Here is a 26,242-nt window from a genome sequence, read left to right on the forward strand (position 1 = left end):
GCATTGCCCAGCGCCGCATCGGCCCGCCTCGCGCGGGACACCCAGTTGATCCTGCAGCACGAGATGGGCCTGTGCGATGTGGCCGACCCATGGGCGGGCTCCTACATGATGGAATCGCTCACGGCGCAAATGGTGGAAAAGGTGCGCGCGGTGATGGCGGAGATTGCCGCTGCCGGCGGCGTGCTGGCGGCGATCGGCTCGGGCTGGGTCCATGAGCGGATTCATCGCGCCGCTGTGGCCACACAGGCGGAGATCGACGAAGGCCGGCGCGTGATCGTCGGCGTCAACCGGTACCAGGAGGGAGCCGACGAGGCGCCGGCCTGCCTGGAGATCGATGGGCGACAGGTCCGGGCGCAGCAGGGCGAGCGGCTGGCCTGCCTGAAGGCAAGCCGCGATGGCGTGGCCGTGGCACAGGCGCTGCGCGCACTGGCGCACGCCGCGCGCAGCGGCGAGCAAAACCTGCTGACCCTGACCATGAACGCCATCCGCTGCCGCGCGACCCTCGGCGAGTGCACGCAGGCGCTGGAGCTGGTGTGGCCGCGCCATGCGATGGCGCCTCGCTACGCCCGCCAAGCCTACGGCGAGGCCTTGTACGACAGCCCGGCCTGGGACGCGGCTCGCGAGCAGGTCCGTGCGCTGGCCGCGTGCCTGGGCAGGCCGCCGCGCATCCTCATCGCCAAGCTGGGGCAGGACGGGCATGACCGCGGCGCCAAGGCCGTGGCCGCGGCGCTCTCCGACGCCGGGTTCGCGGTCACGCTGGGGCCGCTGTTCCAGTCGCCGCAGGACGCCGTGGCGATGGCCCTGCACGGGCAGGTCGACGCGGTGGGTGCATCGTCCCTGGCCGGCGCGCACCTGGCGTTGCTGCCCTGCCTGATCGATGGCCTGCGCGCAGGCCGGCCAGGCGCGTTGGTCTTCGCGGGCGGCGTGATTCCCGCCAGCCACGCCCGGCGGCTGCGCGCCCAGGGGGTGAGCGCGATCTTCGGGCCGGGTGCCACCATGGCGGCCATCGTCATGGGGATCGCGGGCGCGTTGTTGCGGCATGCGGGCAAAGCGCGCTTGCCCGATGCCCAGCCGGAAAGTGCCGGCTAGCGGGCGCGCTGCGCTCGGGCCGGGGCCGCTGGCCCACTTCCACTTTGCCCGCATGGCCAGCGTGCCGCACTGCCTGCGAACCCCTTTCATTTCGTCGGGATTCATTGCCCATGGCCGGCGCCTGGGCTATCGTTCGTCTTGGCTCGAAGCGGCTGCGGGAACGCATGCGGCTGGGCTGCCCCCGCAAAAGGAAAACGGAGAGACCGTATCGTCCTCCCGCTGTATTGCGAACTACAGCGCACTACAGCGCACAACTGAAAAGATCAGCGCATGTCACGCCCTGGCCGCCACTGGCGCCGGCGTTTATTCCGGCTCGGTGATGGGTGCCTCCAGGTCCAGGTTGCCCCGTACCGGGCGATCCTTGACGTAGTTTGTTTGGAGAGTGTCTTCCATGCCCGCATTCCGTTCCGAAACCGATTCGATGGGCGCCATCGATGTGCCCGCAGATCGCTACTGGGGCGCGCAGACGCAGCGTTCCACCATTAATTTCCCGATCGGGGTGAGCCGCTTCCGCTGGCAGCGGCCGGTGATTCGCGCGCTGGGCATCCTCAAGCGCGCGGCCGCCGAGGCCAATGCGGAACTTGGCGAATTGCCGCCCGACATCGGCCGGCTGATCGTGCAGGCGGCCGACGAGGTCATCTCCGGCAAGCTGGATGAGCACTTCCCGCTGGTGGTGTTCCAGACCGGGTCCGGCACGCAATCGAACATGAACGCCAACGAGGTGATCTCCAACCGGGCCATCGAGATTGCCGGCGGGGAGCTCGGCAGCAAGAAGCCGGTGCATTCGAACGATCACGTGAACCGCGGCCAAAGCTCCAACGACACGTTCCCCACCGCCATGCACATCGCCGTGGTCGAGCAGATCCATACCAAGCTGCTGCCGGCGGTAGGCGCCTTGCGCGATACGCTGGCCGCCAAGGCGCAGGCGTACCAGGACATCGTCAAGACGGGCCGCACCCACCTGCAGGACGCCACGCCCATCACCCTTGGCCAGGAAATCAGCGCCTGGGTGGCGCAGATCGATTTCGGACTGCATGGCGTCAAGCTGGCTGAGCCGGGCTTGCTGGAACTGGCCATCGGCGGCACGGCGGTGGGCACCGGGCTGAACGCGCATCCGCAGTTTGGCGCGCGCGCGGCCGCCTATATCGCCGCGCTGACCGGCCATCCGTTTGTCGATGCGCCCAACAAGTTCTTCGCGCTCTCCGCGCACGACGCGCTGGTGCAAACCTCCGCCGCGCTGCGCACGCTGTCCGGCGGCCTGATGAAGATGGCCAACGATGTGCGCTGGCTGGCCTCGGGCCCGCGCTGCGGCATTGGCGAGCTCAACATCCCCGAGAACGAGCCGGGCTCGTCGATCATGCCCGGCAAGGTCAACCCGACCCAGTGCGAGGCCATGACCATGGTGTGCGCGCAGGTGTTTGGCAACGATGCCACGGTGGCGTTCGCCGGCAGCCAGGGCAATTTCCAGCTCAACGTGTACAAGCCGGTGATGGTCCACAACGTGCTGGAGAGCATCGAGCTGATCGCCGACGCCTGCCTGGCCTTCAACGACCATTGCGCGCTCGGCATCGAGCCGAACCTGCCGAAGATCGCGGAGAACCTCGACAAGAACCTGATGCTGGTGACGGCGCTGAACCGCCATATCGGCTACGACAAGGCCGCCGCCATTGCCAAGAAGGCGCACAAGGAAGGGCTGACCCTGAAGGCCGCCGCGCTGGCGCTGGGCTATCTCACCGAGGACGAATACGCGCGCTGGATCGTGCCCATCGAGATGACGCATCCGAACAAGGATTGAGCGCGCGGCTTAAGCGGCTTTCAACATGAAGCCAGGCGGTTCTGGCCAGGCGCGCGGCCGCAGACGTACAAGCGGTACGGCCAAGGCCGCGCAACGACGCCAGAATCTCTTTGAAATGGCCGGGCAGGAATGCCGCGAGCGCAAGCAGTCCAGCGGCGCAGGACCATCGGTGCCATTCATGGCGCCGTCGTCGCTCCCACGGCCTGGCTTGCATTGCGCTGGGCCATCGCGACCAGTGCGACGATGACGGCCAGGAAGATGCCGCTGGTCAGCGCCGCGCCAAAGCCAAGGCCGCCATAGGTCTGCGCCTGGGACAACAGGTCGCCCAGCGAGGCGCCCAGCGGGCGCGTCAGGATATAGGCGATCCAGAAGGTCAGAACGGCGTTGACGCCGAAGTAGAACGCCGCCACGGCGAGGGCAATGAGGGCGCCGAACACAAGGGTGCCCAACTGGAATCCCAGGCCCAGGGCTTCGGTGGCCAGGTCGCCCGCGGCGGTGCCGAGGGCAAAGGTGCAAAGAATCGCGGCCCAGTAGAAGAGCTCGCGGCGGCGCGAGCAGATCGTGCGGATGGAGAGCGTGCCTTCGCGTCGGTACCAGAACACGAATATTCCCGCCAGCATGACGGCGAAGACGGCCGTGCTTAGATACAGGCTCACGCCCAGGCCATCGGTGAGCGCATCGGTGATCTGCGTGCCGACGACGCTGACCAGCACCACGGTCAGCCAGTACATCCAGGGAACATAGCGATGCACCCGGACCTGCGCGAACAGTGCGATGGCCAGCAAGGCGCCCATGGCGCAGCCGGTGACGGCCTGGCCCAGCCCCGCGTTGACCGCGAGGAAATCGGCGCCGGTTTCGCCGACCGTGGTCGACAGGATCTTGATGATCCAGAAGCCCACGGTGACTTCGGGCACTTTGTTGAGCCAGGCTGGCATCGGCCGGGGGGACAGCGTGTTCATGGCGTGCTCCAGGTTTGCTATGCGCTGGGGGGCGGCTTGCCCTGTTGGTTGTTCGGGGGGCTGGCGTAGGATCGGCCGCTCTACGCAGTCCGTGGCGCAAGGTTATTTCACCGCAGCTTAAGGCAGCATTAAGGCCGTGTGGAAAACAAGGCACCAGCAACGGCGTGCAAATGAAAAAGGGCGCTCCGCGGAGCGCCCTCAAGGCTGAAAACTGAAAAGCTAAAAGTAAAAAGCTAAAAGCAGAGGTTCTTCAGACTTTCGCGTGGGTAAGTGGCGGGAAGCAACACGCTGGTTTGCTCCCCTCTCCCATGAAATGGGAGAGGGGCCGGGGGAGAGGGTGGGCGTTCGCTCAACGTGATGCGCCTCGCTCTTGCGCAGGCCCGCCCTCTCCCCCAACCCCTCTCCCGCCATGCGGGAGAGGGGAGCTACGGCAGCGCTGGATTTGGCCCAGCGATGCATCGACCCACACGAAAGCCGGATGAATCAAAGTCAAAAGAAAGCCGGCAAAACTCACATATGGAAGTTCAGCGTCATCACCGCTGAACGACCCGGCGCCCACGTTGCGTAGATCGGGTACGCGGCGGAGTAGTACTTCTTGTCGAAGAGGTTCTGCACGTTCAGTTGCACATCCACGGTCTTGGAGACGCGATACGTCGCCACCGCATCGAAACGCGCGTAGCCCGGCGTCCATTTACGCGACGTTGCCGAGACCGAGGCGTAGGTCAGGCTGGAGATCGTGGCGCCGCCGCCGATCGACAGCTTGGGCAGCACGTCGTAGTAGGTCCACAGCGTGACGTTGTGCTTGGGCACCATCACCATCGGCAGGCCGGATGCCGAGGCATTGGCGGCGCCGGCGTCGGTCGTGATGGCATCCAGGTAGGAGTAGCCGCCGAACACGCGCCACTTGCTGGTGAGGTTGCCGGCCATGCCCAGTTCCGCGCCGCGCACGCGTTGCTTGCCCGCGTTGACGATGCCGCCCAGGCCGTCGCTGACGCGCGCATTGGTCTTGTCGGTCTGGAACAGCGCCGAGGTCAGCGACAGGCGGCGGTCCAGCGTGTCCCACTTGGCGCCCACTTCGATGTTGCGGCTGCGCTCGGGCGACAGGTCCTGGTTGGTCTTGGTGATCTGGTCGGTGCCGCCACCCAGGCCGCTGTTGGCGCCCGGCGGATTGGCGGAGGTCCCGTATGAGGCATACAGACTGACCGTGTCGACCGGCTTGAACACCAGGCCAAGCTGGTAGCTGAACAGGTTGGCGGTGTTCTTCAGGTCCGGCGTGCCGGCCTGCACGGCGGTGACGTCGAAGCGGTCGAAGCGCGTACCGGCGTTGAACAGCCAGCGATCGCTCAGCTTCACGCTGTCGAACAGGTAGGCGGACGAGACATTGGTGCGGGTGCTGGTGGGCGCGCCGGGGAAGCTCTTGTCGCCGTTGAGCACGGTGCTGCCGGTCCACGGGGCGTTGGCATTCCAGGCACCGATCGCGGTGCAGTTGTAGGCGATCGTGCAGGGGCCGCCCGTGCGGATATTGTTGCCCGCGCTGTCGCTCACCAGGTAGCCCTCGTACAGGCTGCGCTCCCAGCTGAATTCCACGCCGGCCGTGAGCGTGTGCTGCATGCCAAGCAACGTGGCCTTGCCGGACAGCTCGGTCTGGTTGGAGACGCTGTTGGTGGCGTACTTGCCGCTCTTGGCTTGCAGCTGGAGGAGGTTCGCGCTGGCGTTCAGGAACTGCGGGTTGGTGGCGATGTAGTCCAGCGTGGAGCGGCCGAACATGGTGGTATTGCGCACCTTCCAGTTGTCGTCCACGCGGTGCTCGATGCGGATCTCGCCGGTGTCCGTCTGCCCGCGGCGGTAGTCGCGGTTGTTCAGGCCGTAGAACTGCGAGCGCTGGATGCTGGTTCCCGCCCCGGGCGTGCCGCCGGTCGAGCGGAACGGCACGCTGAAGTCCGGCATGTCGTAGGTGTTGACGTGGTAGTAGCTCAGCGACACCGTGGTCGGCGTGTTCAGCCCGAACGCGACCGACGGCGCCACGCCCCAGCGCTTGCTGTAGACATCGTTGCGCCCGGCCTGGTTGGCGTCGTGCCCCATCACGTTCAGGCGCACCGCGGTCTCGTCATTGATACGGCGGTTGACGTCGAGCGTGGCGCGCTTGTAGGCCTCGGTGCCAAGCCCCAGGCTGGCATTGGTGAAGTCATCCGCCTTGGGCATCTTGGTGACGATGTCGATGCTGCCGCCAACCGCGCCACGGCCCGCATAAACCGAATCCGGGCCCTTGATGACGCTGATCTGCTCCACCGCGAAGGTCTCGCGATTCTGCACGCCGGAGTCGCGCATGCCGTCGACAAAGATCGAGTTGCGCGACTCGAAGCCGCGGATCACCGGACGATCCGCGGAGGGGTTCGCCGCGGCGTCGCCGCCCAGGAAGGTGATGCCCGGCACGGTCTTCAACGCATCGGCGAAGGTCGTCGCATTGGTCTGCTTGAGCAGTTCCTCGGGAATCACCGTGACCGAGCGCGGTGTATCCAGCAACGGTGCGACGAACTTGTACGAGGGCAGGCGCTTGGCCTGGAGCGGCGAATCGGCGGTGACCACGGCGGTGGGCAAGGTGGCTTCCTTCGCGTTGCCGGCGTCGGCTGCGGACTGTGCGAAGGCTGGCGTGGTGGCGAGGAAGCCTGTGCAGTAAAGAGCACCAACGGACGCGAGCAAACGCGCGCGCGTCTTCAGGGGAGCAGTCATGATTTCAGTGTTGCGAGGGGAGTCGATGCGCGCATGGGGCGCGGAAGATACCTGGCGTGCAAGGAACGAAAGGAGGGGCCAGGAATAAAAACCAATGCTTGGGCTGGAACGAGAATGCGAGTGATTCGCAATTGAGGGGCAGTGTAACGATTCCGTTGCTATTTGTAAATGTCTGTTTAAGAGGAATTGTGCTGAATGACGCGCAAGGCGGCGTGACCCGTTCAGTGAAAACCCTAGGAAGTTCGCTCTTGCCCTGGCCGGGAAACGAGGTCTAGAATATTCCATATCGCGAATACAAGTTCGCAATCCGAATAAAAAAGAAGCGTCTCAGGACGCGGGGCAGGATCAGCAAAGAGGTGCCGTTGCTTGGCACTTTTTCTTAGCCCCACAATTCGAATAAAAATTCGTAATCCGAATTTTATAAAACCCGGCAGCAATGCCGATGCGTATCCACCCAACTTGAACTTGAACTTGAGCGAGGGCTTTCCTCTGTCCATTCATCGAATTAAAATTCGGAATCCGAACTCGATTCCGGGTTTGCATCGAGAACTAAGAACTGACAGTGGAGATTGACATGGCTACCGAGAACTCCGTCCCGACCGCATCGAAGGCGAGCAGCGCGGCCGACGCATCCAAGAACACGGTGCAGTCGCTGGCGAAGGGCTTCCGCATTCTTGAAGCGTTCACGGCGCAGGAGCCCGAGCTCACCATGGCGGAAGTCGCGCGCCGCTCCGGGCTGGACAATGCCACGGCCTTTCGTTTCCTCAACACGCTGGTGGATATCGGCTACGTGCAGCGCGTGCCGGACACGCGGCTGTTCCGGCTGTCGCTCAAGGTGCTGGACCTTGGCTTTGACGCCATCGCCCATGCCGACCTGCGCACGCGGGCAAGGCCGATCCTGCGCGCGCTGGTGGGGGAGATCAATGAAGCCGCTTCCATCGGCGTGCTGGATGGCCCGGACGTGCTTTACGCGGAACGGATCCAGGCCGGGCTGACGCGGCTTGGTGTGGATATCCGCATCGGCAGCCGGGTGCCGGCTTATTCCACGGCCGTCGGCTACGCCATCCTGGCGTGGCTGCCGCAGGACATGCAGGCCCGCGTGCTGGACGCCCAGCCCCGGCAGAAGCTGACCGACCACACGCTCACCGAGCTCGACACCATCCTAGAGCGGCTCAAGACCGTGCGGGCCAAGGGCTATGCGTTGTCGGACCAGGAAACGGTGTCCGGCCTCTATGTGGTGGCCGCGCCGGTGCTGGATGTGGATGGCGTGCCGGTTGCCGGGCTGAGCGTGGCGGCGCCGGCCATGAATACCTCGCTTGAAGATTTCGAATCGACCACGGCCCCGGCGGTAGTGCATGCCGCTACCGAGCTGGCCCGTGCGCTGCAACCCTCCGGCGGATTCATTCCGCCCACCTTGATACCCACCCGAACGCGCAAATAGCGCAAGCCACACCAGGAGACGAACGTGCCTGATATCAATTTCCACGGCATCATTCCCGCCATCGCGGTTCCTTTCAACGCGGACTACAGCATCAACGAGCCGGAGCTGCGCCGTTTTGCCAGGTGGCTGGGCGGCCAAGCCGGCGTGACCGCGTTGATGACCAATGGCCATACCGGTGAAGTCTTCTCGCTGACGCCGCGCGAGCGCGCCGAAGTGACCCGCATCACCGCCGACGCCACCCAGGGCATCTGCCCGGTGATCTCGTCGGTGGTCTGCGAAGGCATCAACGACGCCGTGGAACAAGCTGGCTGGGCCAAGGAAGCGGGCGCCGCCGGGCTCGATATCATGCCGCCGCATCACTGGCTGCGCTTTGGCTTCAAGCCGGAGCATTGCCTCGACTACTTCAACGCCATCGGCAAGGCCAGCGGGCTGCCCCTGGTGGTGCATATCTACCCGGCCTGGACCCGTGGCTCCTACTCGTCGGAGCTGCTCGCGGAACTGGCGAAGCTGCCCTATGTGAAGGCCTTCAAGATGGGCGAGCGCGAAATGAACAAATACGCGCGCGACATCAAGGAGATCCGCGCGGCCGATCCCACCAAGGTGCTGATGACCTGCCACGACGAATACCTGCTGTCGTCGATGGTGCAGGGCATCGATGGCGCGCTGGTCGGCTTTGCCTCGCTGATTCCCGGCCTGATCAACGACCTGCTCAAGGCGGTCAAGGCCGGCGACCTGCATGAAGCCATGCGCGTGCAGGCCCTGATCAACCCGCTCAAGGACGCGGTGTACGGCGCGGGCGAGCCCACGGGCGAAGCCCATGGCCGCATGAAGGCCGCCATGGCGCTGGCCGGCATCCTGCGCGATGGCACGGTGCGCCCGCCGACCCACGCACCGTCGGCCGCCGAGCTGGCCGCGATCCAGGCCGCGCTGGAACACGCCGGCGTGACGCAGAAAGCGGCCGCCTGAGCCTGAACCACGTCTGAACCACGTCTGATCCACGTCTGATCCGGGCCTGTACCGGCGCGCCATCCCGGCCCGCGGCCAGCGTGCCGAGGGCCGGGCTGCTGGCCATGCAATCCAAAGGGGCTTTGATGAGCCAATCCATGCAAGACGACGACACGCCCGCGGCGCGGACCAGGCACGCCGTGGTCACCGGCGCCAGCTCCGGTATCGGCGCGGCCATTGCCCGGCGGCTGCTGTCGGCGGGTTGGACGGTGACCGGGCTGGACCGCTCGCCGGCACCCAGCGCCGAGGGCTTCAACGGGATCGAAGTCGACCTGACCGATGCCGCAAAGCTTGCCGCCGCCGTGGCCACGTTGCCCCAGGTCGATGCCATTGTCCATGCCGCGGGATTCATGCGCACGGCGGTGCTCGGCGACCTGAAGCCCGAGGACGGCGAGGGCATGTGGCGCATCCATGTGCAAGCCGCTTGCGTGCTGGCCAACGCGCTGATGCCAACCCTGCCGGATGGCGCGCGCATCGTGCTGATCGGCAGCCGCACGGCGGCGGGCGCGCCAGGGCGCAGCCAGTACGCCGCGACCAAGGCGGCGGTGGTGGGCATGGCGCGCTCCTGGGCCGCGGAGCTGGCGCCACGCGGCATCACCGTCAATGTGGTGGCGCCGGGCGCGACCGAGACCCCGATGCTGAACGACCCGGGCCGCAAGGGCACGCCGCCGCGCACGCCGCCCATCGGGCGTTTTATCCGGCCCGATGAAGTGGCCGGGATGGTGAGCTTCCTGCTCGGGCCCGATGCCGGCGCCATCACCGGGCAGCAGATCCTGATTTGCGGCGGTGCTTCGCTGTAGTGCCGCCAGCCGACATATCGAACCGCCTGATTCGCTGATTAGCTGATTACCGAAAGACACTAGAACACTGGAGACAAGCCATGTCCGTGCGCATCATTGACGTCCGCGAAGTGACGAAGCCGATTTCGTCGCCCATCCGCAATGCCTATATCGATTTCTCGAAGATGACGAGCAGCCTCGTCGCCGTGGTGACCGACGCGTTTCGCGACGGCAAGCGCGTGATCGGCTACGGCTTCAACTCCAATGGCCGCTACGGCCAGGGCGGCTTGATCCGCGAGCGTTTTGCGCCGCGTATCCTGGCGGCCGATCCAGAATCGCTGCTGGACGACGCCGGCACCAACCTCGACCCCAACCGCGTGTGGGCCGCCACCATGTCCAATGAGAAGCCGGGCGGCCATGGCGAGCGCTCGGTCGCGGTCGGCACCATCGACATGGCGGTGTGGGACGCGGTGTCCAAGATCGCCGGCGTGCCGCTGTTCCGGTTGCTGGCCGAGCGCCACGGCGTCAACGCCAACCCGCGCGTGTTCGTCTACGCCGCCGGCGGTTATTACTATCCGGGCAAGGATCTCGGCGCGCTGCGCGCCGAGATGCGCTCCTACCTGAAGCGCGGCTACAACGTGGTCAAGATGAAGATCGGCGGCGCCAGCCTGGAAGAAGACAGCGCGCGCATCGAGGCCGTGCTGCAGGAAATCGGCCCGGACGCGCAGCTTGCCGTGGACGCCAACGGCCGCTTTGACCTGGACACCGCCATCGCCTACGCCAAGATGCTGCGCGACTATCCGCTGTTCTGGTACGAGGAAGCCGGCGATCCGCTGGACTACCACCTGCAGGCCACGCTGGCCGAGTACTACCCCGGCGCCATGGCCACCGGCGAAAACCTGTTCAGCCACCAGGACGCCCGCAACCTGATCCGCTACGGCGCCATGCGCCCGGACCGCGACTACCTGCAGTTCGACTGCGCGCTGTCCTACGGGCTGGTGGAGTACGAGCGCACGCTCGAAGTGCTGAAGACCTTTGGCTGGTCGTCAAGCCGCTGCATCCCGCACGGTGGCCATCAGATGTCGCTCAATATCGCCGCCGGCCTGGGCCTTGGCGGTAACGAGAGCTACCCCGACCTGTTCCAGCCATACGGCGGCTTCCCCGATGGCGTGAAGGTGATCGACGGCCATATCACCATGCCGGAGCTGCCGGGCATCGGGTTTGAGGGCAAGGCGGATCTGTATGCGCAGATGTCGGCGCTGGCGCAGCCTTGAGAGCGGGAAAGAAATAAGAGCGCCGAAATAAGCGCACCGAAATAAGAGCACCCCATAGGGGCGCACCTGCAGTCGAGACAGGAGACAAACCATGCTGTTCCACCGGATTTTCCGCAGTGCCGCTGGCGCCTTGCTGGCCTGCGCCGCCGCCAGCGCCATCGCGCAGGGTTACCCCAACAAAGCCGTGCGCGTCATCATTCCGTTCCCGCCCGGCGGCCCCACCGACACCGTCGGCCGCATGCTGGCGCAAAAGCTCTCCGAGCAAACCGGCCAGAGCTTTATCGTCGACAACCGGCCCGGCGGCCAGGGCATCATCGGCGCCGACGCGGTGGCCAAGGGCACGGCGGACGGCTACACGCTGTTGTTCAGCGCCTCCACCTTCACTACCACGCCCATGACCCTGAGATCGTCGCCTTACGACGTGACCAAGGATTTCGTGCCGATCGCGCTGGTCGGCAAGGGGCCGCTGGCGGTCTCCGTCAACAAGAACCTGCCGGTGAAGAACATCAAGGAGTTGATCGCCTACGCGCAGGCGCATCCCGGCAAGATGTCGTTCGCGATTGGCTCGCAGGCGTCCGCGGGGCATTTGTCCACGGAGCTGCTCAAGCGGGCAGGCAAGATCGACTACCTGGTGGTGCCGTACAAGGGTTCCGCGCCCGCTTACCAGGACCTGATCGGTGGCGCCATCGATGGCTTTATCGATCCCGTGCTCGGCGCCTTGTCCTATCACAAGAGCGGCATGGTGCGCGTGGTCGCGGTGACCTCCAAGGACAGGCTGCCTTCCATGCCCGACGTGCCGACCGTCGGCGAGACGGTGCCGGGTTATGAGTTCTACTCGTGGTATGGCCTGTGGGGTCCGGCCAAGCTGCCGGCCGATGTGACCAGGCGGCTCAACGCCGAGGTCAACAAGGCGCTGGCGTCCGACCTGCGCGGCAGGCTGGCCGAGCAGGGCTACCTGCTCTCGCCTGGCACGCCGGAAGACTTCGCCCGCTTCCAGAAGGAGGACATGGAGCGCTCCGCCAAGATCGTGGCCGAAGCCAGGATCCGCGCGGAGTAAAGCGCCCACGCACTCGCCTGTCGCGCTGCCGCGCTGCCCAGGCCTAGGCCGCCAGCGCCAGGTCCGCGATCACTGCCGCCAGGAAGCGCGCGGCCTCGCCGCCTGTGACCACCCGATGATCGAAGGTCAGGCTGAGCGGCAGGATCCGGTGCACGACGGGTATGCCGCCGGCCGCAACCACCGCATCGTGGATACGGCCGGCGCCCAGGATGGCCACTGTTGGCGGCACCACGATCGGCGCCGCGTACTTGCCGGCGATCATGCCGAAGTTGGACAACGTGATGGTGTTGCCGCGCATCTCCTCGGGGGCGATCGTGCGCGCACGTACATCCGCGCGCATGCGGTCCAGGCCGCGCCGCAGGTCTGCCGCGTCGCGCTTGCCGGTATCGCGCAGCACCGGCACGAACAGGCCTTCGGGCAGGTCGACCGCAATCCCCACGTCGATCCGCGCCGGCACATGGCGGCGCCCGGTCTGGCTTTCATACCAGGCGTTGAGGCCGGGCTCGGCGCGGCAGCCCGCAACCAGTGCGCGCACCAGCCGGATGGTGGTGTCGGTGCCGGGCGCCCAGGCGTGGATATCGGCGTCGTCGATCACGGTTGCCGCGGCGACCTCGCTTTGGGCGCGCGCCATGTTCAGCGCCATGGCGCGCCGCACGCCGCGCAGGACTTCCGGTGGCCCCAGGTCCGCCAGCGTCGCGGCGACGCGGCGCACATCGGCGGCGCTGATGATGCCGTCCGCGCCCGTTGGAGTGACCATCGCCAGGTCCACGTCGAGCTGGCGCGCCAGGGCGCGCACGGCCGGCACGGCCCGCACCGCGCCGCCGCCACGGGACAGGGCGGCGGGCGCTTCCGCGACCACCTGCGTGCCGACTTTGACATCGCCCACCACCGCGCCCGCGTCCTCTTGCCCGCCGGCGCCTTCGAAGCCCGCCAGCGGCGCGCCAAGGTGCACGATCTCGCCCGGCTGGGCAAACAGCTTGGCGACCTGCCCGGCGTAGGGCGACGGTATCTCGACGATCGCCTTGGCGGTCTCGACCGAAACCAGCGGCTGGTCGGCCGCCACCGTGTCACCGGGTTTGACGTGCCATTCGGTGATCTCGGCTTCCTGCAGGCCTTCGCCCAGGTCGGGCAACTTGAAGATCTTCATCAATGCTCCCGGGGAAAAACGTCAGGCGGCCATGGCCTTGCGGGCCGCGTCGGCAATCCGCGCCACGCTGGGCAGGTACGTGTACTCGAGCCTGGCCATCGGCACCACGGTGTCGTAGCCAGTGACGCGCTGCACCGGCGCCGCCAGCGAGTACAGCCCCGCATCGGCAAGGTTCGCCGCGATCTCGGCACCGAAGCCGGCGCTGCGGGGCGCCTCGTGGACGATGACGCAGCGGCCCGTCCTGGCGACCGATTCCAGTATGGTGTCCATGTCGAGCGGCTTGAGCGTGGCCACGTCGATGACGGCGGCGGCGATGCCTTCGTCCAGCAGCAGGTCAGCCGCGGCCTGCGTCTCTTGCAGCATCGCCCCCCAGCTCACCAGCGTGATGTCGTCGCCGTCGCGCAGTGTGAAGCAGGTATCGAGCGGCAGCGCCTCGCCACTGTCCGGTACTTCTTCGCGGAACAGGCGGTAGAGCCGGGTGGGTTCGAGGAACACCACCGGGTCGGGGTCGCGCATGGCCGCCAGCAGCAGGCCGTAGGCGCGCGCCGGGGTGGACGGTATGACCACCCGGATGCCGGGGATATGGGCAAACATCGCCTCGGGGCTTTCGGAGTGATGCTCCGGCGCATGGATGCCGGCGCCATAAGGCGAGCGCAGCACCATCGGGCAGCTCAGCCTGCCGCGCGTGCGGTGGCGCAGGCGGCCGGCATGATTGATGATGTGGTCGATGGCCGGGTAGATAAAACCGGTGAACTGGATTTCCGCCACGGGCGCCAGCCCCATTGCCGCCATGCCGATCGCGGCCCCGGCGATACCGGACTCGGCCAGCGGCGTATCGATCACGCGCTCCGCGCCAAAACGGGCTTGCAGCCCCGCCGTGGCGCGGAACACGCCGCCATTCACGCCAATGTCCTCACCGAGCAGCACCACGCGCGGGTCGTGTTCCAGCGCATGGGCCAGCGCCTGGTTGACGGCTTCGACCAGATTGATTTCAGCCATGATCCTGCTCGCTCTCGTTATCCTTGCCCTGGTGGGCCCCCGGGGCAAAGCGATGCGCGGTGGCCACTTGCCCCGCCAGCGCTTTGGGCAGGCCGGCATACAGGTAATCGAACATCGCTGCCGTCTCCGGCAGGGGCGTTGCCAGGTAGGCCTGCACCGCGGCCGCCACTTGCGCCGCGCAATCCTTGGCAAGCGCGTCTTCGCGGGCCGCATCCCATGCGCCAAGGCGCAGCAGATAGTTGCGCAGCCTGGCCACCGGCTCCAGCAGCCAGTGCTGCCTGACCTGTTCGCTGTCGCGGTAGCGCGAGGCATCGTCCGCCGTGGTGTGGTCGCCAAGCCGGTAGGTGATCGCTTCGATCAGCGTGGCGCCGCCACCGCTGCGCGCCCGTTCCAGCGCGTCGAGCGTGACCTGGCGCACCGCCACGATATCGTTGCCATCCACCTGCAGGCCAGGGATACCGGCCGCGATGGCCTTTTGCGCGAGCGTCTGCGCGGCGGTCTGCTGGCTGCGCGGCATGGAGATCGCCCACTGGTTGTTGTTGACGACCAGCACAAGGGGCGCGTGCCAGGCGCCCGCCATATTCATGCCTTCGTAGAAATCGCCTTTTGACGTGCCGCCGTCCCCGAGCAGGCAAACCGCGGCGCGCGGCTCGCGGCGCAGCTTCATCGCGTAGGCGATGCCGGCAGCGTGGCAGACCTGGTTGCCGATGGGCACGCAGTTCGCAAAATCATGCGGCGCCGCCGCGAACGCATTGCCGCGCTCGTCGCCACCCCAATACAGCAGGCTCTCGGTCATGGAGACGCCGCGCTGGAACTGCGCGGCGTGATCGCGGTAGGACGGCACGAGCACGTCCTGCGCGCGCATGGCGCTGGCAACGCCGACGCCGACGGCCTCCTGGCCAAGCGCCGAGGCGAACGTGCCGATCTGGCCGGTGCGCTGCAGCGCAATGGCCTTGAGGTCGAACTGGCGGGTGAGCACCATGGCCCGGTAGAGCGGGAGAAGCGCCTCGGGATCGAGCGCAAATGCAGGCAGCGCTTGGGTCGGCTCACCTTGTGGATCGAGAAACTGCGTGTACTCGATGTCGAATGTCGCGACGGTCGCCATGCTATGCCCTTTATTCTTGTGTTCCAGTCGTTGCACTGGGGGCTGTCTTCTCTTCTTTTTTTCTCTTCTCTTCTCTTCTCTTTCTTCTTTTGTGCGCATCCCGGATCATGGAGCGCGCAACGCGCACGCTGCACCTGCATGTCAATGCTTGGGGCCCTTCATCGCCTCGGCTTCCCTGGCCGCCATCCGCTCCTCGCCGGCCTCGATCGGATCCATGGCCTCGTCCACCGAAGCCGCCGCGCGCTCGGCGTCCGCGTTGGCTTCTTCGGCAGGGGATTCGAAGTCGTCGTCCTCGGTGCTTGGCGGCCTCAGCATATCCTCGAGCATGGCGGCTAGCTCAGGTGTATCCCATGGCGCACTGCGCTGCTTTTTCCTCTTGATGTAGTGCCTGACTTCCGCATCCTGTTCCGGGGTCAGGGGAAGACCACGAAAGGTGCTTTGAGGGCCATTGGCGTCCATCATGGCGCTCCGGAGGGTTGTCTCGTTGTCAGTGTAGCCCTATTGCGGAGGTTGGGGCGATTGCGGGGGTGACGGGGTCCCGCGGAGACACACTTCAGGCTGCCGGCTACCTCGGCTACCTGTCAGGCAGCGCCGCCCGCACGGCCCAGGCCGCCGCGGCAGCCAAGACCTCAATTTGCCGTCAGGCCGGTCGATATCCAATGGGGGGAGTGGCGAAAAGGTCGCTACGCCCGACAAGCGCCCGGTCAGGGAACAAACCTGACGGAACACTGCCCGGCACAGGTGTTGGCCGGGCCCGATCCATGGGCGCGCCATTCGATAGGACAGGATCCGGATTTCCGGCGGTATCTGAGAGGATGAAAGTGGGAGACACGGACGATACCTGCGCAAGACTGGCAGCCGCGCTCGATGGCGGCTTGCTCCGGCCGGCATTCCAGCCATTGATCTGCTTCGAAACCGGCGCCATCGTCGGCTTCGAAGTGCTCGCTCGCTGGACGGACCCTGCAACGGGCCCGGTTTCCCCCGTCACTTTTATATCGATCGCGGAGTCGTGCGGGCTTATCGATCGCCTGACTTCCCATATCGTGCGCACGGCGTGCGCGGAGGCTGTGGGCTGGGGCCAGGGTTTTGTGCTGGCGTTCAACGTGTCTCCGGTGCAATTGCGCGACAAGGCGGTCGTCGCGCTGATCGCCGACGCTGTCACGCAGACGGGATTTCCGCTGGAGCGCATTCAGATCGAAATCACCGAGGGCGCCATGGAGACCGATGTCGAGCTCGCGCGTGCCATCATCGACGATCTGAAGGCACTCGGCATTGGTATCGCGCTGGACGACTTTGGTACCGGCTATGCCAGCCTGACACGCCTGCACGCTCTGCCATTCGACGAGATCAAGATCGATGCCAGCTTTGTGCGCGGCATGCTCGACGACCAGGAGTGCCGCCGGATCGTGACGGCGATCGTGGGGCTGGGCCACAGCATCGGCATGCGTGTTGTCGCGGAAGGCGTGGAGCGCGAAGAGCATGCCACCCTCCTGCGCAAGCTGGGATGCGACATCGGCCAGGGATGGCTGTGGGCACCGGCGCTGCAACCGGAGCGGATTCCCGCGCTTATCCAGCGGCTTGGCTTGCGCGCGCCGGATCCGCGGCCGTTGGACCGGTCGCCGTATCAGCGCCTGCATCAGCTGGAGGCGCTCTATGTCGGCGCGCCCGTCGGCCTGTGCTTCCTGGACACGCGCTTGCGCCACGTGCATGTCAACGGGCGCTATGCGGAAATGTTCGGCGCCCAGGTGGACGCCCTTGTCGGCGCCCAGCTCTGCGCGGCCTGCATGTCCGAAGCCGGCAGATCGGTCTGCTCGCTGGCGCATGCCGTGCTTGCCATGGAGACGCGCTCTCCGATGGAGCGCGAGATCACGGCGAACGGCGAGGTCTACCTGGTGGTCGGCCAGCGCGTCAACGATGACATCGGGGACGTGATCGGCATCTCGCTCGTTGCCATTGGCATCTCGGCGCGCAAACGGGCCGAGCTTGCCTTGCGGGAAAGCGAGGAGCATTTCCGCTGCTCGGTCGAGCTGAGCCCCCATATTGCCTGGGCGGCGGACCCCGATGGCACGCTGTGCTATATCAGCCCGAACTTCCGCGACAGCGCCGGGTGCGCGATGCAGGACCGCATCGACGCCTGGCGTGCCACGGTCCATCCTGATGACCAGTTGCGCATCCGGGCGGAGTGGCTTGCCTGGATCCCGAATGGCCAGCCGTTCGCGACCCGGTTCCGCATCCAGTGGCCGGACGGCAGCTGGCGCCACATGCTGAGCCGCGCCCAGCCGCATATCGGCACGAATGGCGCGATCGATCGCTGGTATGGCGTCATCAGCGATATCAGCGCGCAAGCCTGCATGAAGCGGCGGATCGCAGACCTGGAGGACCAGGTTCGTGCCCTGACGGCGCACGTGGCATAGCGATCACCCGGGCCCGCTGCCATGGCGGCTGGACAGCATCGCAATCAGGAAGTCCCGGACGCATTCGCCCTGGCGAACGCGCAGCTTCAGATCGGAAACTGCGTCGTCGACAGCACCTGCTTGAGCACCATGAACGAGCGTATCTGGCGGACCCCCGGCAGATACAGCAGTTGCTCCGCATGGAGGCGATTGAAGCTCTCGCTGTCTTTGGTGCGCAGCATCATGAAGTAGTCGAACTCGCCCGTCACCACGTGGCACTCCATGCAGCCGCAGACCTGCTGGGCGGCCTTCTCGAACTCGGAGAAGGATTCCGGCGTGGACCGGTCCAGCACGACGCCGATCATCACCAGCATCCCCGCGTCCAGCGCGGCCGGGTTCAGCAGCGCCACGATCCCGCGAATCAGCCCGAGTTCCTTGAGCCGCTCCACGCGCCGCAGGCAGGCTGGCGGGCTCAGGCTGACTTTGGCCGCCAGCGCCACATTCGAGATGGACGCGTCGCGCTGGAGTGCGCGCAGGATGGCTTTATCGGTGCGATCCAATGCCTCGGAATGTGGCACGGGGTGCTCGGTTTTGGTGCGCAATTTTGTTTCGTCCATGATGCTTTATAAAAAACAAAAAATTAAAAGAGAGTGCCATGAATTTTTTATAGTGCATAAATGGATTGATATTTGCAACCATGTTTCGTGCGTTTTTTTCTAGGATTGAGTCCGTCGCAGCATCAACGAAAGGTGGCGCCACATGCCAGTGTTCTTTGCCAGCCTTGATGCCTGGATCCCCGCTCTTAACCCGAGTCATCCAAGAAACCCAGGAGTTGCCAGCATGAATCTCAAACGCTTTCCCCGCCACCCGCTGACGTTCGGCCCCACGCCCATCCAGCCGCTCAAGCGCCTGAGCGCACATCTCGGCGGCAAGGTCGACCTCTATGCCAAGCGTGAGGACTGCAACAGCGGCCTGGCGTTCGGCGGCAACAAGACGCGCAAGCTCGAATACATCATTCCGGACGCGCTCGCCCAGGGGTGCGACACGCTCGTGTCCATCGGCGGCATCCAGTCCAACCAGACGCGCCAGGTGGCTGCCGTGGCGGCGCATCTCGGCCTGAAGTGCGTGCTGGTGCAGGAGGACTGGGTGAACTACTCCGACGCCGTCTATGACCGCGTTGGCAATATCCAGATGTCTCGCATCATGGGCGCCGACGTGCGCCTGGTCAGCGATGGCTTCGATATCGGGATCCGCAAGAGCTGGGAAGAGGCCATGGAGAGCGTGCGCCAGGCCGGCGGCAAGCCCTACCCGATTCCGGCGGGGTGTTCCGAGCATCCGCTGGGCGGCCTGGGCTTTGTCGGCTTCGCCGAAGAAGTGCGCGCGCAGGAAGCCGAACTCGGCTTCAAGTTCGACTACATCGTGGTCTGCTCGGTCACCGGCAGCACGCAGGCTGGCATGGTGGTCGGCTTCGCCGCCGATGGCCGGGCCAACCGCGTGATCGGCATCGACGCATCGGCCAAGCCGGCGCAGACCCGGGCGCAGATCCTGCGCATTGCCCGTAACACCGCGCATCTGGTCGACCTCGGCCGCGATATCACCGACGAAGACGTGGTGCTCGACACGCGCTACGGCGGGCCGGAGTACGGCTTGCCTTCCGAAGAGACGCTCGAAGCCATCCGGATGAGTGCCAAGCTAGAAGGCATGATGACCGACCCGGTCTACGAAGGGAAATCGATGCAGGGCATGATCGACCTGGTCCGCCGCGGCGAATTTCCGGAAGGCTCCAAGGTGCTCTACGCCCACCTGGGCGGCGCCCCGGCGCTGAGCGCTTATAGCTTCTTGTTCCGCAACGGCTGATCCCGCACGATGGCTGCCCCCTGATGCCGGTGGCGCAACGCCGGCATCGAGGGGCGCTTGTTCGGCAAAGCCCCCTGTCTCGTTTTGCTTCCCATTTTTTGCTCTCCGTTTGCCCCCCGTCGCTCAATCACAGGAGTCGCGCATGAACGTCGTTTCACGAAGCGTTTCGATGGCGGTGAAGGCGCTGTCGCTGTTGGGCATTGCCATGTGCGCCGCGCATGCGCAGCCCCAGGGATATCCCGCCAGGCCGGTCGTGCTGGTTGTGCCGTTTCCGCCCGGCGGGGCGGTAGACATCATGGGACGATTGGTAGGCAAGAAGCTGGGCGAACGTCTGGGCCAGCCCGTGGTCATCGAGAACCGCGCGGGCGCCGGCACCATCGTTGGCGCCGGCTATGTGGCAAAGGCCGCGCCTGACGGCTATACGCTGTTCATCAGTTCCGGCTCGACCTTCACGGTCAACCCCGCCATCAACGCCAACCTGCCCTACGATCCCGTGAAGAGCTTCGAGCCCATCGGCCTGGTCGCGCGCGTGCCCCTGATCCTGCTGGCGAATCGCGATGTCCCGGTGGACAACCTCAAGCAGATGATGGCGGCGGTGAAGGCCGCGCCGGGCAAATACGCCTATGGCTCGTTCGGCAACGGCACCACCGGCCACTTCGCGGGCGAGATGATCCTGGGCGCCACCGGCATGCAGCTCCAGCATATTCCCTACAAAGGCAGCGCCCCAGCCATTGCCGACCTGATCGGCGGGCAGATTCCGTTCTCGGTCGACACCATCGCGGCATCCCTGCCGCATATCAAGAGCGGCAAGATCAAGGTGATCGCGGTGGCAGGCGCCAGGCGCGCGACGCTGCTGCCGGAGGTGCCCACCGTCGCGGAATCCGGCTTCCCGGGTTTCGATGCGGATTCATGGGTGGCGATCGCGGCCCCGCGTGGCTTGCCGCCCGATGTCAAGTCACGGCTGGAGAAGGCCCTGGCACAGACCATGAAAGACCACGAGATCCAGGAAAAACTGGTGGCCAACGGCCTGGAGCCCTCCTATGCAACGCCGGAACAGGTCAGCGCCATGATCGACAAGGACCTGCCGCGCATGCGGGCCATTGCCCAGAAGGCCGGTATCCAGGCAAATTGAGCCGGGCAGTTGCCGGCGGGAGCGTATCAAGATGGCATCTCGTGACCGATTCGGTTCCATCCTGGCGAGCGATCCGATTGTGCAGGCGGATCCGCAGGAGTTGCAGGAGTGGTGCGACGCGCTCGATGGCGTGTTGTCGGCCTGGGGCCCGGAGCAGGGCAGGGAGCGCGCCTGCGCCATCCTGGATGCGTTGCTGGCGCATGCTGGCAAGCATCGGTTGCGGTGGCGGCCGGCACAGGTAACGCCGTACCTGAACACGATACCGGTCGAAGCGCAACCGGCCTATCCGGGCGACCTGGCGATGGAGCAGCGCCTGTCGGCGATCCTGCGCTGGAACGCGCTCGCCATGGTGGTGCGCGCCAACCAGGCGCATGGCGAGCTTGGCGGCCACATCGCGAGCTATGCTTCGGCGGCGGATTTGTTCGAGGTGGGCTATCAGCATTTCTTCCGCGGCCCCGATGCCGCGCAAGGCGGGGACCTCGTCTTCTTCCAGCCCCATTCGGCACCCGGGGTCTATGCGCGTGCCTTCCTGGAAGGCCGGCTGGACGAAGCATCGCTTTGCCACTACCGGCAAGAGATCGTTGCCGAAGGCAAGGGGATTCGCGGCCTGAGTTCTTACCCGCATCCCTACCTGATGCCAGACTTCTGGCAGTTCCCCACCGGCTCGATGGGCATCGGCCCGCTCAACGCCATCTACCAGGCGCGTTTCATGCGCTACCTGGAAAACCGGGGCCTGAAAGCGACCAGCGAGCGCCGGGTCTGGGGCTTCTTCGGCGATGGCGAGATGGACGAGCCGGAGTCGATCGCCGCACTGACGCTGGCCGCCCGGGAAAAGCTGGATAACTGCACGTTCGTCATCAACTGCAATCTCCAGCGCCTGGACGGGCCGGTGCGCGGCAACGGGCGCATTGTCGATGAGCTCGAGGCCTTGTTCGCGGGCGCGGGATGGCATGTCGTCAAGTGCTTGTGGGGGTCGGAGTGGGACGCGCTGCTGGCGCGTGACCACGATCACGCCATCAGCCGCGCGTTCGCGCAGACCGTGGATGGCGAATTCCAGACGCTCTCGGCCAACGATGGCGCGTTCAACCGCGAGAACTTCTTCAGCAAGACCCCGGCGCTGCGCTCGCTGGTGGCGCATCTCTCCAACGACGAGATCGACGGCCTGCGCCGGGGCGGGCATGACCCGGCGAAGATCCATGCGGCATTTGCCGAAGCCGCCAGGCGCAATGGGCGTCCCTGCGTGGTGCTGGCCAAGACCATGAAAGGCTACGGCATGGGCGCCATCGCGCAAGGCCGGATGACCACGCACCAGCAAAAGAAGCTCGGCCCGGAGGATCTGCTCGCGTTCAGGGACCGCTTCCAGTTGCCGCTGACCGACGAACAGGTGGCCCAGGCCGCGTTCTACCGCCCGGCGCAGGACAGCCCCGAAATTCGCTACCTGCAAGCCAGGCGCGCCGCCCTCGGCGGCTATCTTCCCGCGCGCCATCCCGGCGCGGGGCCGCTGCCGGTGCCCGGGCTGGACAAGACCGCCGCGTTCGCCCTGCATGCCGATGGCAAGGCCATGAGCTCCACCATGGCCCTGGTACGGTACCTGGGCGCCTTGCTCAAGGATCCTGTGCTGGGCCCGCGGATCGTCCCGATCGTCGCCGACGAAGCGCGGACGTTCGGCATGGCGAACCTGTTCCGCCAGGTCGGCATCTACGCGCCATTCGGCCAGCTTTACCAGCCGGAGGATTCAGCCTCGATGCTGTCGTACCGGGAAGTCAAGGATGGCCAGATCCTGGAGGAGGGGATCACGGAGGCCGGCGCGCTGTCCTCGTGGACCGCGGCGGCCACCAGTTACGCCACGCACGGCACCACCATGCTGCCGTTCTATATTTACTACAGCATGTTCGGCTTCCAGCGCGTGGGCGACCTGATCTGGGCGGCGGCCGACCAGCGCGCACGCGGGTTCCTGATCGGCGCCACCTCAGGACGTACCACCCTGGGGGGCGAGGGCCTGCAGCACCAGGACGGCACCAGCCACCTGGCGGCTTCGACCATTCCCAACTGCCGCGCCTACGATCCGGCCTTCGCGGGGGAGCTGGCGGTCATCGTCGACCACGGCATGCGGCGCATGGTCAGCGAACAGGCCGACGAGTTCTACTATGTCACCGTCACCAATGAAAGCGTCGAGAATCCGAGCCTGCCGGCCCAAGCGCACGAAGGCGTGGTGCGGGGCATGTACCTGCTGCGGCGCGGCGCGGCGTTCGAGCACCGCGTGCAGTTGTTCGGCAGCGGGGCCATCATGGGCGAAGTCCTGAAGGCAGCGCGCCAGCTCGAGCAGGTGCATGGCATTGCTGCCGATGTCTGGAGCGTGACCAGCTACATCGAGCTGGCGCGTGAAGGGGTGGAGCGCGAACGCCTGTGGCGCCATGGCGAGGTTCCGGCCATCGATAGCTGGTTCGGGCGGCAGCTCGGGGCGGGCAGCGGCCCGATTGTCGCGGCCACCGACTATGTGCGCGCGCTGCCGGAGCTGGTGCGTGCCTTTGTCCCGCCGGGGCGGCGCTATGTGACGCTGGGCACCGATGGCTTCGGACGCAGCGATTCGCGGGCTGCGTTGCGGCGCTATTTCGAGGTCGATGCCGCGGCCATCGTCCAGGCCAGCCTGGCGGCGATGGCGGAGATCGTAGCTGATGAGATGGCTTGCGAAAGAAGGCACCTTGCCGAGGTGATTTCCCTGGCGTCGATCTAGCTGGCAACCGGTCGCCGGCTCTCATGCCGGCAGCCATCATCAACCCTCATCAAGCCGCGGTCAGCTGGCGTAGTGCTTCCAGCAGCTTGACCGCGGGGCCGGGCAGGATGCCCTGGCGCCGCCGGAAGGCCGTCAGCGTACGCGTGCCGACCCCGCCGGGAATGTCCAGAATGTCGATCACGCCGGCCTTGCGCTCGGCCTCTACCATCGGCTCGGCCATCCAGCTCAGAAAGCCGGATTGCGCGACCAGGCTCTTCAGCGCGGTCACCGAACGCGTCTCCACGACGATGTTCGGCAGGCCCAGGCCCTGCGCCGCAAACACCTGCCGCATATGCTCGAACGGCCCGGTGCCCCGGGGCGGGATGGCCCATTGCTGGTCAAGGGTATCGGCCAGGGTCAGTGCCGGCTTGCGCCGCAGCGGGTGGCCCGGCGCCGCCACCACGTAGCTGCTGTCCGCCCACCGGCAGTCGGCAATGGCCTCGATCTCGTCGGTGTCCGGCGCGCAGATGCTGAGCGCCAGGTCGATCTCATGCCGGATCAGGCTTTGCGCCAGCCGGTCCCACACGCCCTCCGTAATCTCCACGCGCAGGTTCGGCCACGCCTTGGTGACCCGGCCAACCGCCAGCGGCAGCACCAGGCTGGCGATGCTGCCCACCGCGCCCACCTTGATGGTGCCCTTGGCCAGGCCGCGCATGGCATCGATCTCCTCGCGCGCGTGCTCGGCCTCGCGCTGCAGCAGCGTGGCATGGGGGAGCAGGGCGCTGCCCACCGCGGTGAGCTGCATGCCCTTGGCGTGCCGCTCGAACAGCGGTGCGCCAAGCTCGTCCTCCAGCCGCTTGATGGTGCGGCTTAGTGCGGGCTGGGTCACGTGCAGCGCGTCGGCGGCCCGGCCCAGGCTGCCGCTGGCGACGATGGTGGTGAAGGCCTTGAGTTGGCGCAGATCGAAAGTCATGCGCAAAAGTAATGCCTTTTGACCAAGAAGGCAATATTCAATTAAGGGTCGGGCTCGCATACTTCGGGCTACTTTGCACACCAAGCACGCGCCGGCCTTGGGCCAGGCGTTCCACCGAATGCATCGACGGGAGAGATTTGCATGACCGGTAGCACGACAACCGTGGCGGGCGCCGCGCGCAACGCAACCAGCACAGCCAGCACCGTGCGCGACGCCGTGATCGACCTGCTGCGCCAGCTTGGCATCACTTCGGTGTTTGCCAATCCCGGCTCGACCGAGTTGCCGATGTTCCGGGATTTCCCCGCCGACTTCCGCTACGTGCTCGGGCTGCAGGAGGCGGTGGTGGTGGGCATGGCCGATGGGTTTGCACAGGCCAGCCGCAATGCGTCGCTGGTCAACCTGCATTCGGCGGCTGGTGTCGGCAACGCCATGGGCAATATCTTCACCGCGTTCAAGAACCGCACGCCGATGATCGTCACGGCGGGCCAGCAGGCGCGCTCGATCCTGCCGTTCGATCCCTTCCTGTCGTCTGCCCAGGCCACCGAGCTGGCCAAGCCCTACGTCAAGTGGAGCATCGAGCCGGCGCGCGCCGCGGATGTGCCGCTGGCCATCGCACGTGCCTATTACGTGGCGATGCAGGAGCCGCGCGGCCCCGTGCTGGTCTCGATCCCGGTGGACGACTGGGACCAGCCGGCGGAGCGGGTGGCCGCGCGCACGGTGAGCCATACGGTGCGGCCGGACCCGGAGGCGATTGCGCGCGTTGGCGTGGCGCTGGATGCCTGCGAGCGGCCTGCCTTTGTCGTCGGTGGGCAGGTCGACCGCGCCGGCGCATGGGACGACGTGGTGCGCCTGGCCGAGACGCACAATGCGCGCGTCTATGTGGCGCCGATGTCCGGGCGCTGCGCGTTCCCGGAAGACCATCGCCTGTTCGCCGGTTTCCTGCCCGCCATGCGCGAGAAGATCGTCGGCCTGCTGGGCGGGCACGACCTGATCCTGGTGCTGGGCGCGCCGGCCTTTACCTACCATGTGGAAGGCGCTGGCCCCCACGTGCCGGAGGGCGCCACGCTGTATCAGTTGATCGACGATCCCGCCATCGCGGCCTGGACGCCGGTGGGCGCATCGGTGGTGGGCAATATCCGGCTCGGCGTGCTTGACCTGCTGGCGCGGCCCGCGCCCAGGGCGCGCCCGTTGCCTGCCCCGCGCCCGCCGCGCCCGCATGCCGAACCGACGCGGCTGATGTCCACCGCCTATGTGCTCCAGACCCTGGCCGAGGTGCGCGACGCGGCCGACATCGTGGTGGAAGAAGCGCCCAGCGCGCGTCCCGTCATGCAGGGCTACCTGCCGTTCACGCAAAGCGGCACCTTCTACACCATGGACAGCGGCGGCCTGGGCTACGGCATGCCCGCAGCCGTTGGCGTGGCGCTGGCGCGGCCGGGGGCACGCGTCATCGCGCTGATCGGCGACGGCTCCAGCATGTACTCGATCCAGGCCATCTGGAGCGCGGTCCAGCTCCAGCTGCCGATCACCTTCGTGATCCTCAACAACGCGCGCTACGCCGCACTGCAGGACTTCGCGCCGGAATTTGGCTTTGCCCCGGCCGATCCGGTGCAGGGCACGGACCTGCCAGGGATCGATTTCGTGGCGCTGGCCAAGGGGATGGGTTGCGAAGGCGTGCGGGTGCGCGACGCTGAGCGATTGCGCGATGCCCTGGCCGACGCGTTGCGCTCGCCAACGGCGATGCTGGTGGAGGTTGAGGTGGCATGAGTACTGAGGCAAAGGCCGAAGCCAACAGGA

The 26,242-nt window shown here is 66.2% G+C and carries 20 protein-coding genes; 12 read left to right on the forward strand and 8 right to left on the reverse strand.

The window, feature by feature from the left end; genetic code table 11:
* Both AC1RQC_RS38935 and fumC read left to right on the forward strand, forming a co-directional pair.
* Positions 1-1,089 (forward strand): methylmalonyl-CoA mutase family protein (locus tag AC1RQC_RS38935; protein WP_492886683.1); only part of this gene is annotated, 1,089 nt, incomplete at its 5' end.
* Positions 1,090-1,480: 391 nt separating this feature from the next.
* Positions 1,481-2,884 (forward strand): class II fumarate hydratase, encoded by a 1,404-nt coding sequence (fumC, locus tag AC1RQC_RS38940; RefSeq protein ID WP_150988940.1) that lies wholly within the window; start codon positions 1,481-1,483, stop codon positions 2,882-2,884.
* A gap of 176 nt (positions 2,885-3,060) precedes the next feature.
* Here fumC and AC1RQC_RS38945 read toward each other — a convergent pair whose 3' ends face one another.
* Both AC1RQC_RS38945 and AC1RQC_RS38950 read right to left on the reverse strand, forming a co-directional pair.
* Entirely contained in the window at positions 3,061-3,843 is a 783-nt protein-coding gene (locus AC1RQC_RS38945) for a COG4705 family protein (protein ID WP_492372893.1), read from the reverse strand.
* 510 nt (positions 3,844-4,353) lie between these two features.
* Entirely contained in the window at positions 4,354-6,573 is a 2,220-nt protein-coding gene (locus AC1RQC_RS38950; protein ID WP_492886686.1) for a TonB-dependent receptor, read from the reverse strand.
* Between the two features lie 574 nt (positions 6,574-7,147).
* Between AC1RQC_RS38950 and AC1RQC_RS38955 the strand changes: the two genes are divergently transcribed.
* From AC1RQC_RS38955 to AC1RQC_RS38975, 5 genes are all read left to right on the forward strand, one after another.
* Positions 7,148-8,014 carry an IclR family transcriptional regulator gene (locus AC1RQC_RS38955; RefSeq protein ID WP_492372891.1) on the forward strand — a complete coding sequence of 289 codons (867 nt, stop codon included), beginning with the start codon at positions 7,148-7,150 and terminating at the stop codon, positions 8,012-8,014.
* Positions 8,015-8,038: 24 nt separating this feature from the next.
* Complete coding sequence (locus AC1RQC_RS38960) at positions 8,039-8,980, forward strand: dihydrodipicolinate synthase family protein (RefSeq protein WP_492372890.1); 942 nt, start codon at positions 8,039-8,041, stop codon at positions 8,978-8,980.
* Between the two features lie 137 nt (positions 8,981-9,117).
* Complete coding sequence (locus AC1RQC_RS38965) at positions 9,118-9,819, forward strand: SDR family NAD(P)-dependent oxidoreductase (RefSeq protein ID WP_492886688.1); 702 nt, start codon at positions 9,118-9,120, stop codon at positions 9,817-9,819.
* 80 nt (positions 9,820-9,899) lie between these two features.
* Positions 9,900-11,072 carry a mandelate racemase/muconate lactonizing enzyme family protein gene (locus tag AC1RQC_RS38970; RefSeq protein ID WP_492886689.1) on the forward strand — a complete coding sequence of 391 codons (1,173 nt, stop codon included), beginning with the start codon at positions 9,900-9,902 and terminating at the stop codon, positions 11,070-11,072.
* 91 nt (positions 11,073-11,163) lie between these two features.
* Positions 11,164-12,129 (forward strand): Bug family tripartite tricarboxylate transporter substrate binding protein, encoded by a 966-nt coding sequence (locus tag AC1RQC_RS38975; RefSeq protein ID WP_492372887.1) that lies wholly within the window; start codon positions 11,164-11,166, stop codon positions 12,127-12,129.
* A 43-nt stretch (positions 12,130-12,172) separates the two neighbouring features.
* Here the strand turns inward: AC1RQC_RS38975 and AC1RQC_RS38980 are convergent, their stop codons facing one another.
* The 4 genes from AC1RQC_RS38980 to AC1RQC_RS38995 form a co-directional block, all read right to left on the reverse strand.
* Positions 12,173-13,276 carry a dihydrolipoamide acetyltransferase family protein gene (locus tag AC1RQC_RS38980; RefSeq protein WP_492886691.1) on the reverse strand — a complete coding sequence of 368 codons (1,104 nt, stop codon included), beginning with the start codon at positions 13,274-13,276 and terminating at the stop codon, positions 12,173-12,175.
* Positions 13,277-13,297: 21 nt separating this feature from the next.
* Positions 13,298-14,275, reverse strand: a complete 978-nt coding sequence (locus AC1RQC_RS38985; protein WP_492886693.1) for an alpha-ketoacid dehydrogenase subunit beta — start codon at positions 14,273-14,275, stop codon at positions 13,298-13,300.
* A complete protein-coding gene (gene pdhA / locus AC1RQC_RS38990; protein WP_492886695.1) occupies positions 14,268-15,380 on the reverse strand; it encodes a pyruvate dehydrogenase (acetyl-transferring) E1 component subunit alpha in 1,113 nt (370 codons plus the stop codon). Before pdhA ends, AC1RQC_RS38985 begins: the two co-directional genes overlap by 8 nt.
* 141 nt (positions 15,381-15,521) lie before the next feature.
* Positions 15,522-15,842, reverse strand: a complete 321-nt coding sequence (locus AC1RQC_RS38995; RefSeq protein WP_492886697.1) for a hypothetical protein — start codon at positions 15,840-15,842, stop codon at positions 15,522-15,524.
* A gap of 353 nt (positions 15,843-16,195) precedes the next feature.
* Here AC1RQC_RS38995 and AC1RQC_RS39000 point away from each other — a divergent pair, with 353 nt between their 5' ends.
* Positions 16,196-17,794 (forward strand): EAL domain-containing protein, encoded by a 1,599-nt coding sequence (locus tag AC1RQC_RS39000; RefSeq protein ID WP_492886699.1) that lies wholly within the window; start codon positions 16,196-16,198, stop codon positions 17,792-17,794.
* 86 nt (positions 17,795-17,880) lie between these two features.
* Here AC1RQC_RS39000 and AC1RQC_RS39005 read toward each other — a convergent pair whose 3' ends face one another.
* Positions 17,881-18,390: an Lrp/AsnC family transcriptional regulator gene (locus AC1RQC_RS39005; protein ID WP_492814884.1), complete on the reverse strand. Its 510-nt coding sequence runs from the start codon at positions 18,388-18,390 to the stop codon at positions 17,881-17,883.
* 223 nt (positions 18,391-18,613) lie between these two features.
* Here AC1RQC_RS39005 and AC1RQC_RS39010 point away from each other — a divergent pair, with 223 nt between their 5' ends.
* The 3 genes from AC1RQC_RS39010 (at position 18,614) to mdeB (ending at position 23,496) form a co-directional block, all read left to right on the forward strand.
* A complete protein-coding gene (locus AC1RQC_RS39010; RefSeq protein ID WP_492886701.1) occupies positions 18,614-19,630 on the forward strand; it encodes a 1-aminocyclopropane-1-carboxylate deaminase in 1,017 nt (338 codons plus the stop codon).
* A 169-nt stretch (positions 19,631-19,799) separates the two neighbouring features.
* The gene (locus AC1RQC_RS39015) at positions 19,800-20,762 is read left to right on the forward strand and encodes a Bug family tripartite tricarboxylate transporter substrate binding protein (protein WP_437341704.1); all 963 of its coding nucleotides are present in this window, start codon (positions 19,800-19,802) and stop codon (positions 20,760-20,762) included.
* Between the two features lie 31 nt (positions 20,763-20,793).
* Positions 20,794-23,496, forward strand: coding sequence for an alpha-ketoglutarate dehydrogenase (mdeB, locus tag AC1RQC_RS39020; RefSeq protein ID WP_492886703.1), 2,703 nt, complete (start codon positions 20,794-20,796; stop codon positions 23,494-23,496).
* Between the two features lie 49 nt (positions 23,497-23,545).
* Here the strand turns inward: mdeB and AC1RQC_RS39025 are convergent, their stop codons facing one another.
* Complete coding sequence (locus AC1RQC_RS39025; RefSeq protein ID WP_492372878.1) at positions 23,546-24,448, reverse strand: LysR family transcriptional regulator; 903 nt, start codon at positions 24,446-24,448, stop codon at positions 23,546-23,548.
* A gap of 141 nt (positions 24,449-24,589) precedes the next feature.
* Here AC1RQC_RS39025 and mdlC point away from each other — a divergent pair, with 141 nt between their 5' ends.
* Positions 24,590-26,212, forward strand: coding sequence for a benzoylformate decarboxylase (mdlC, locus tag AC1RQC_RS39030; RefSeq protein WP_492814892.1), 1,623 nt, complete (start codon positions 24,590-24,592; stop codon positions 26,210-26,212).
* Positions 26,213-26,242: the final 30 nt, after the last annotated feature.

The sequence above is a fragment of the Cupriavidus sp. GW822-FHT03E04 genome (assembly GCF_058801495.1).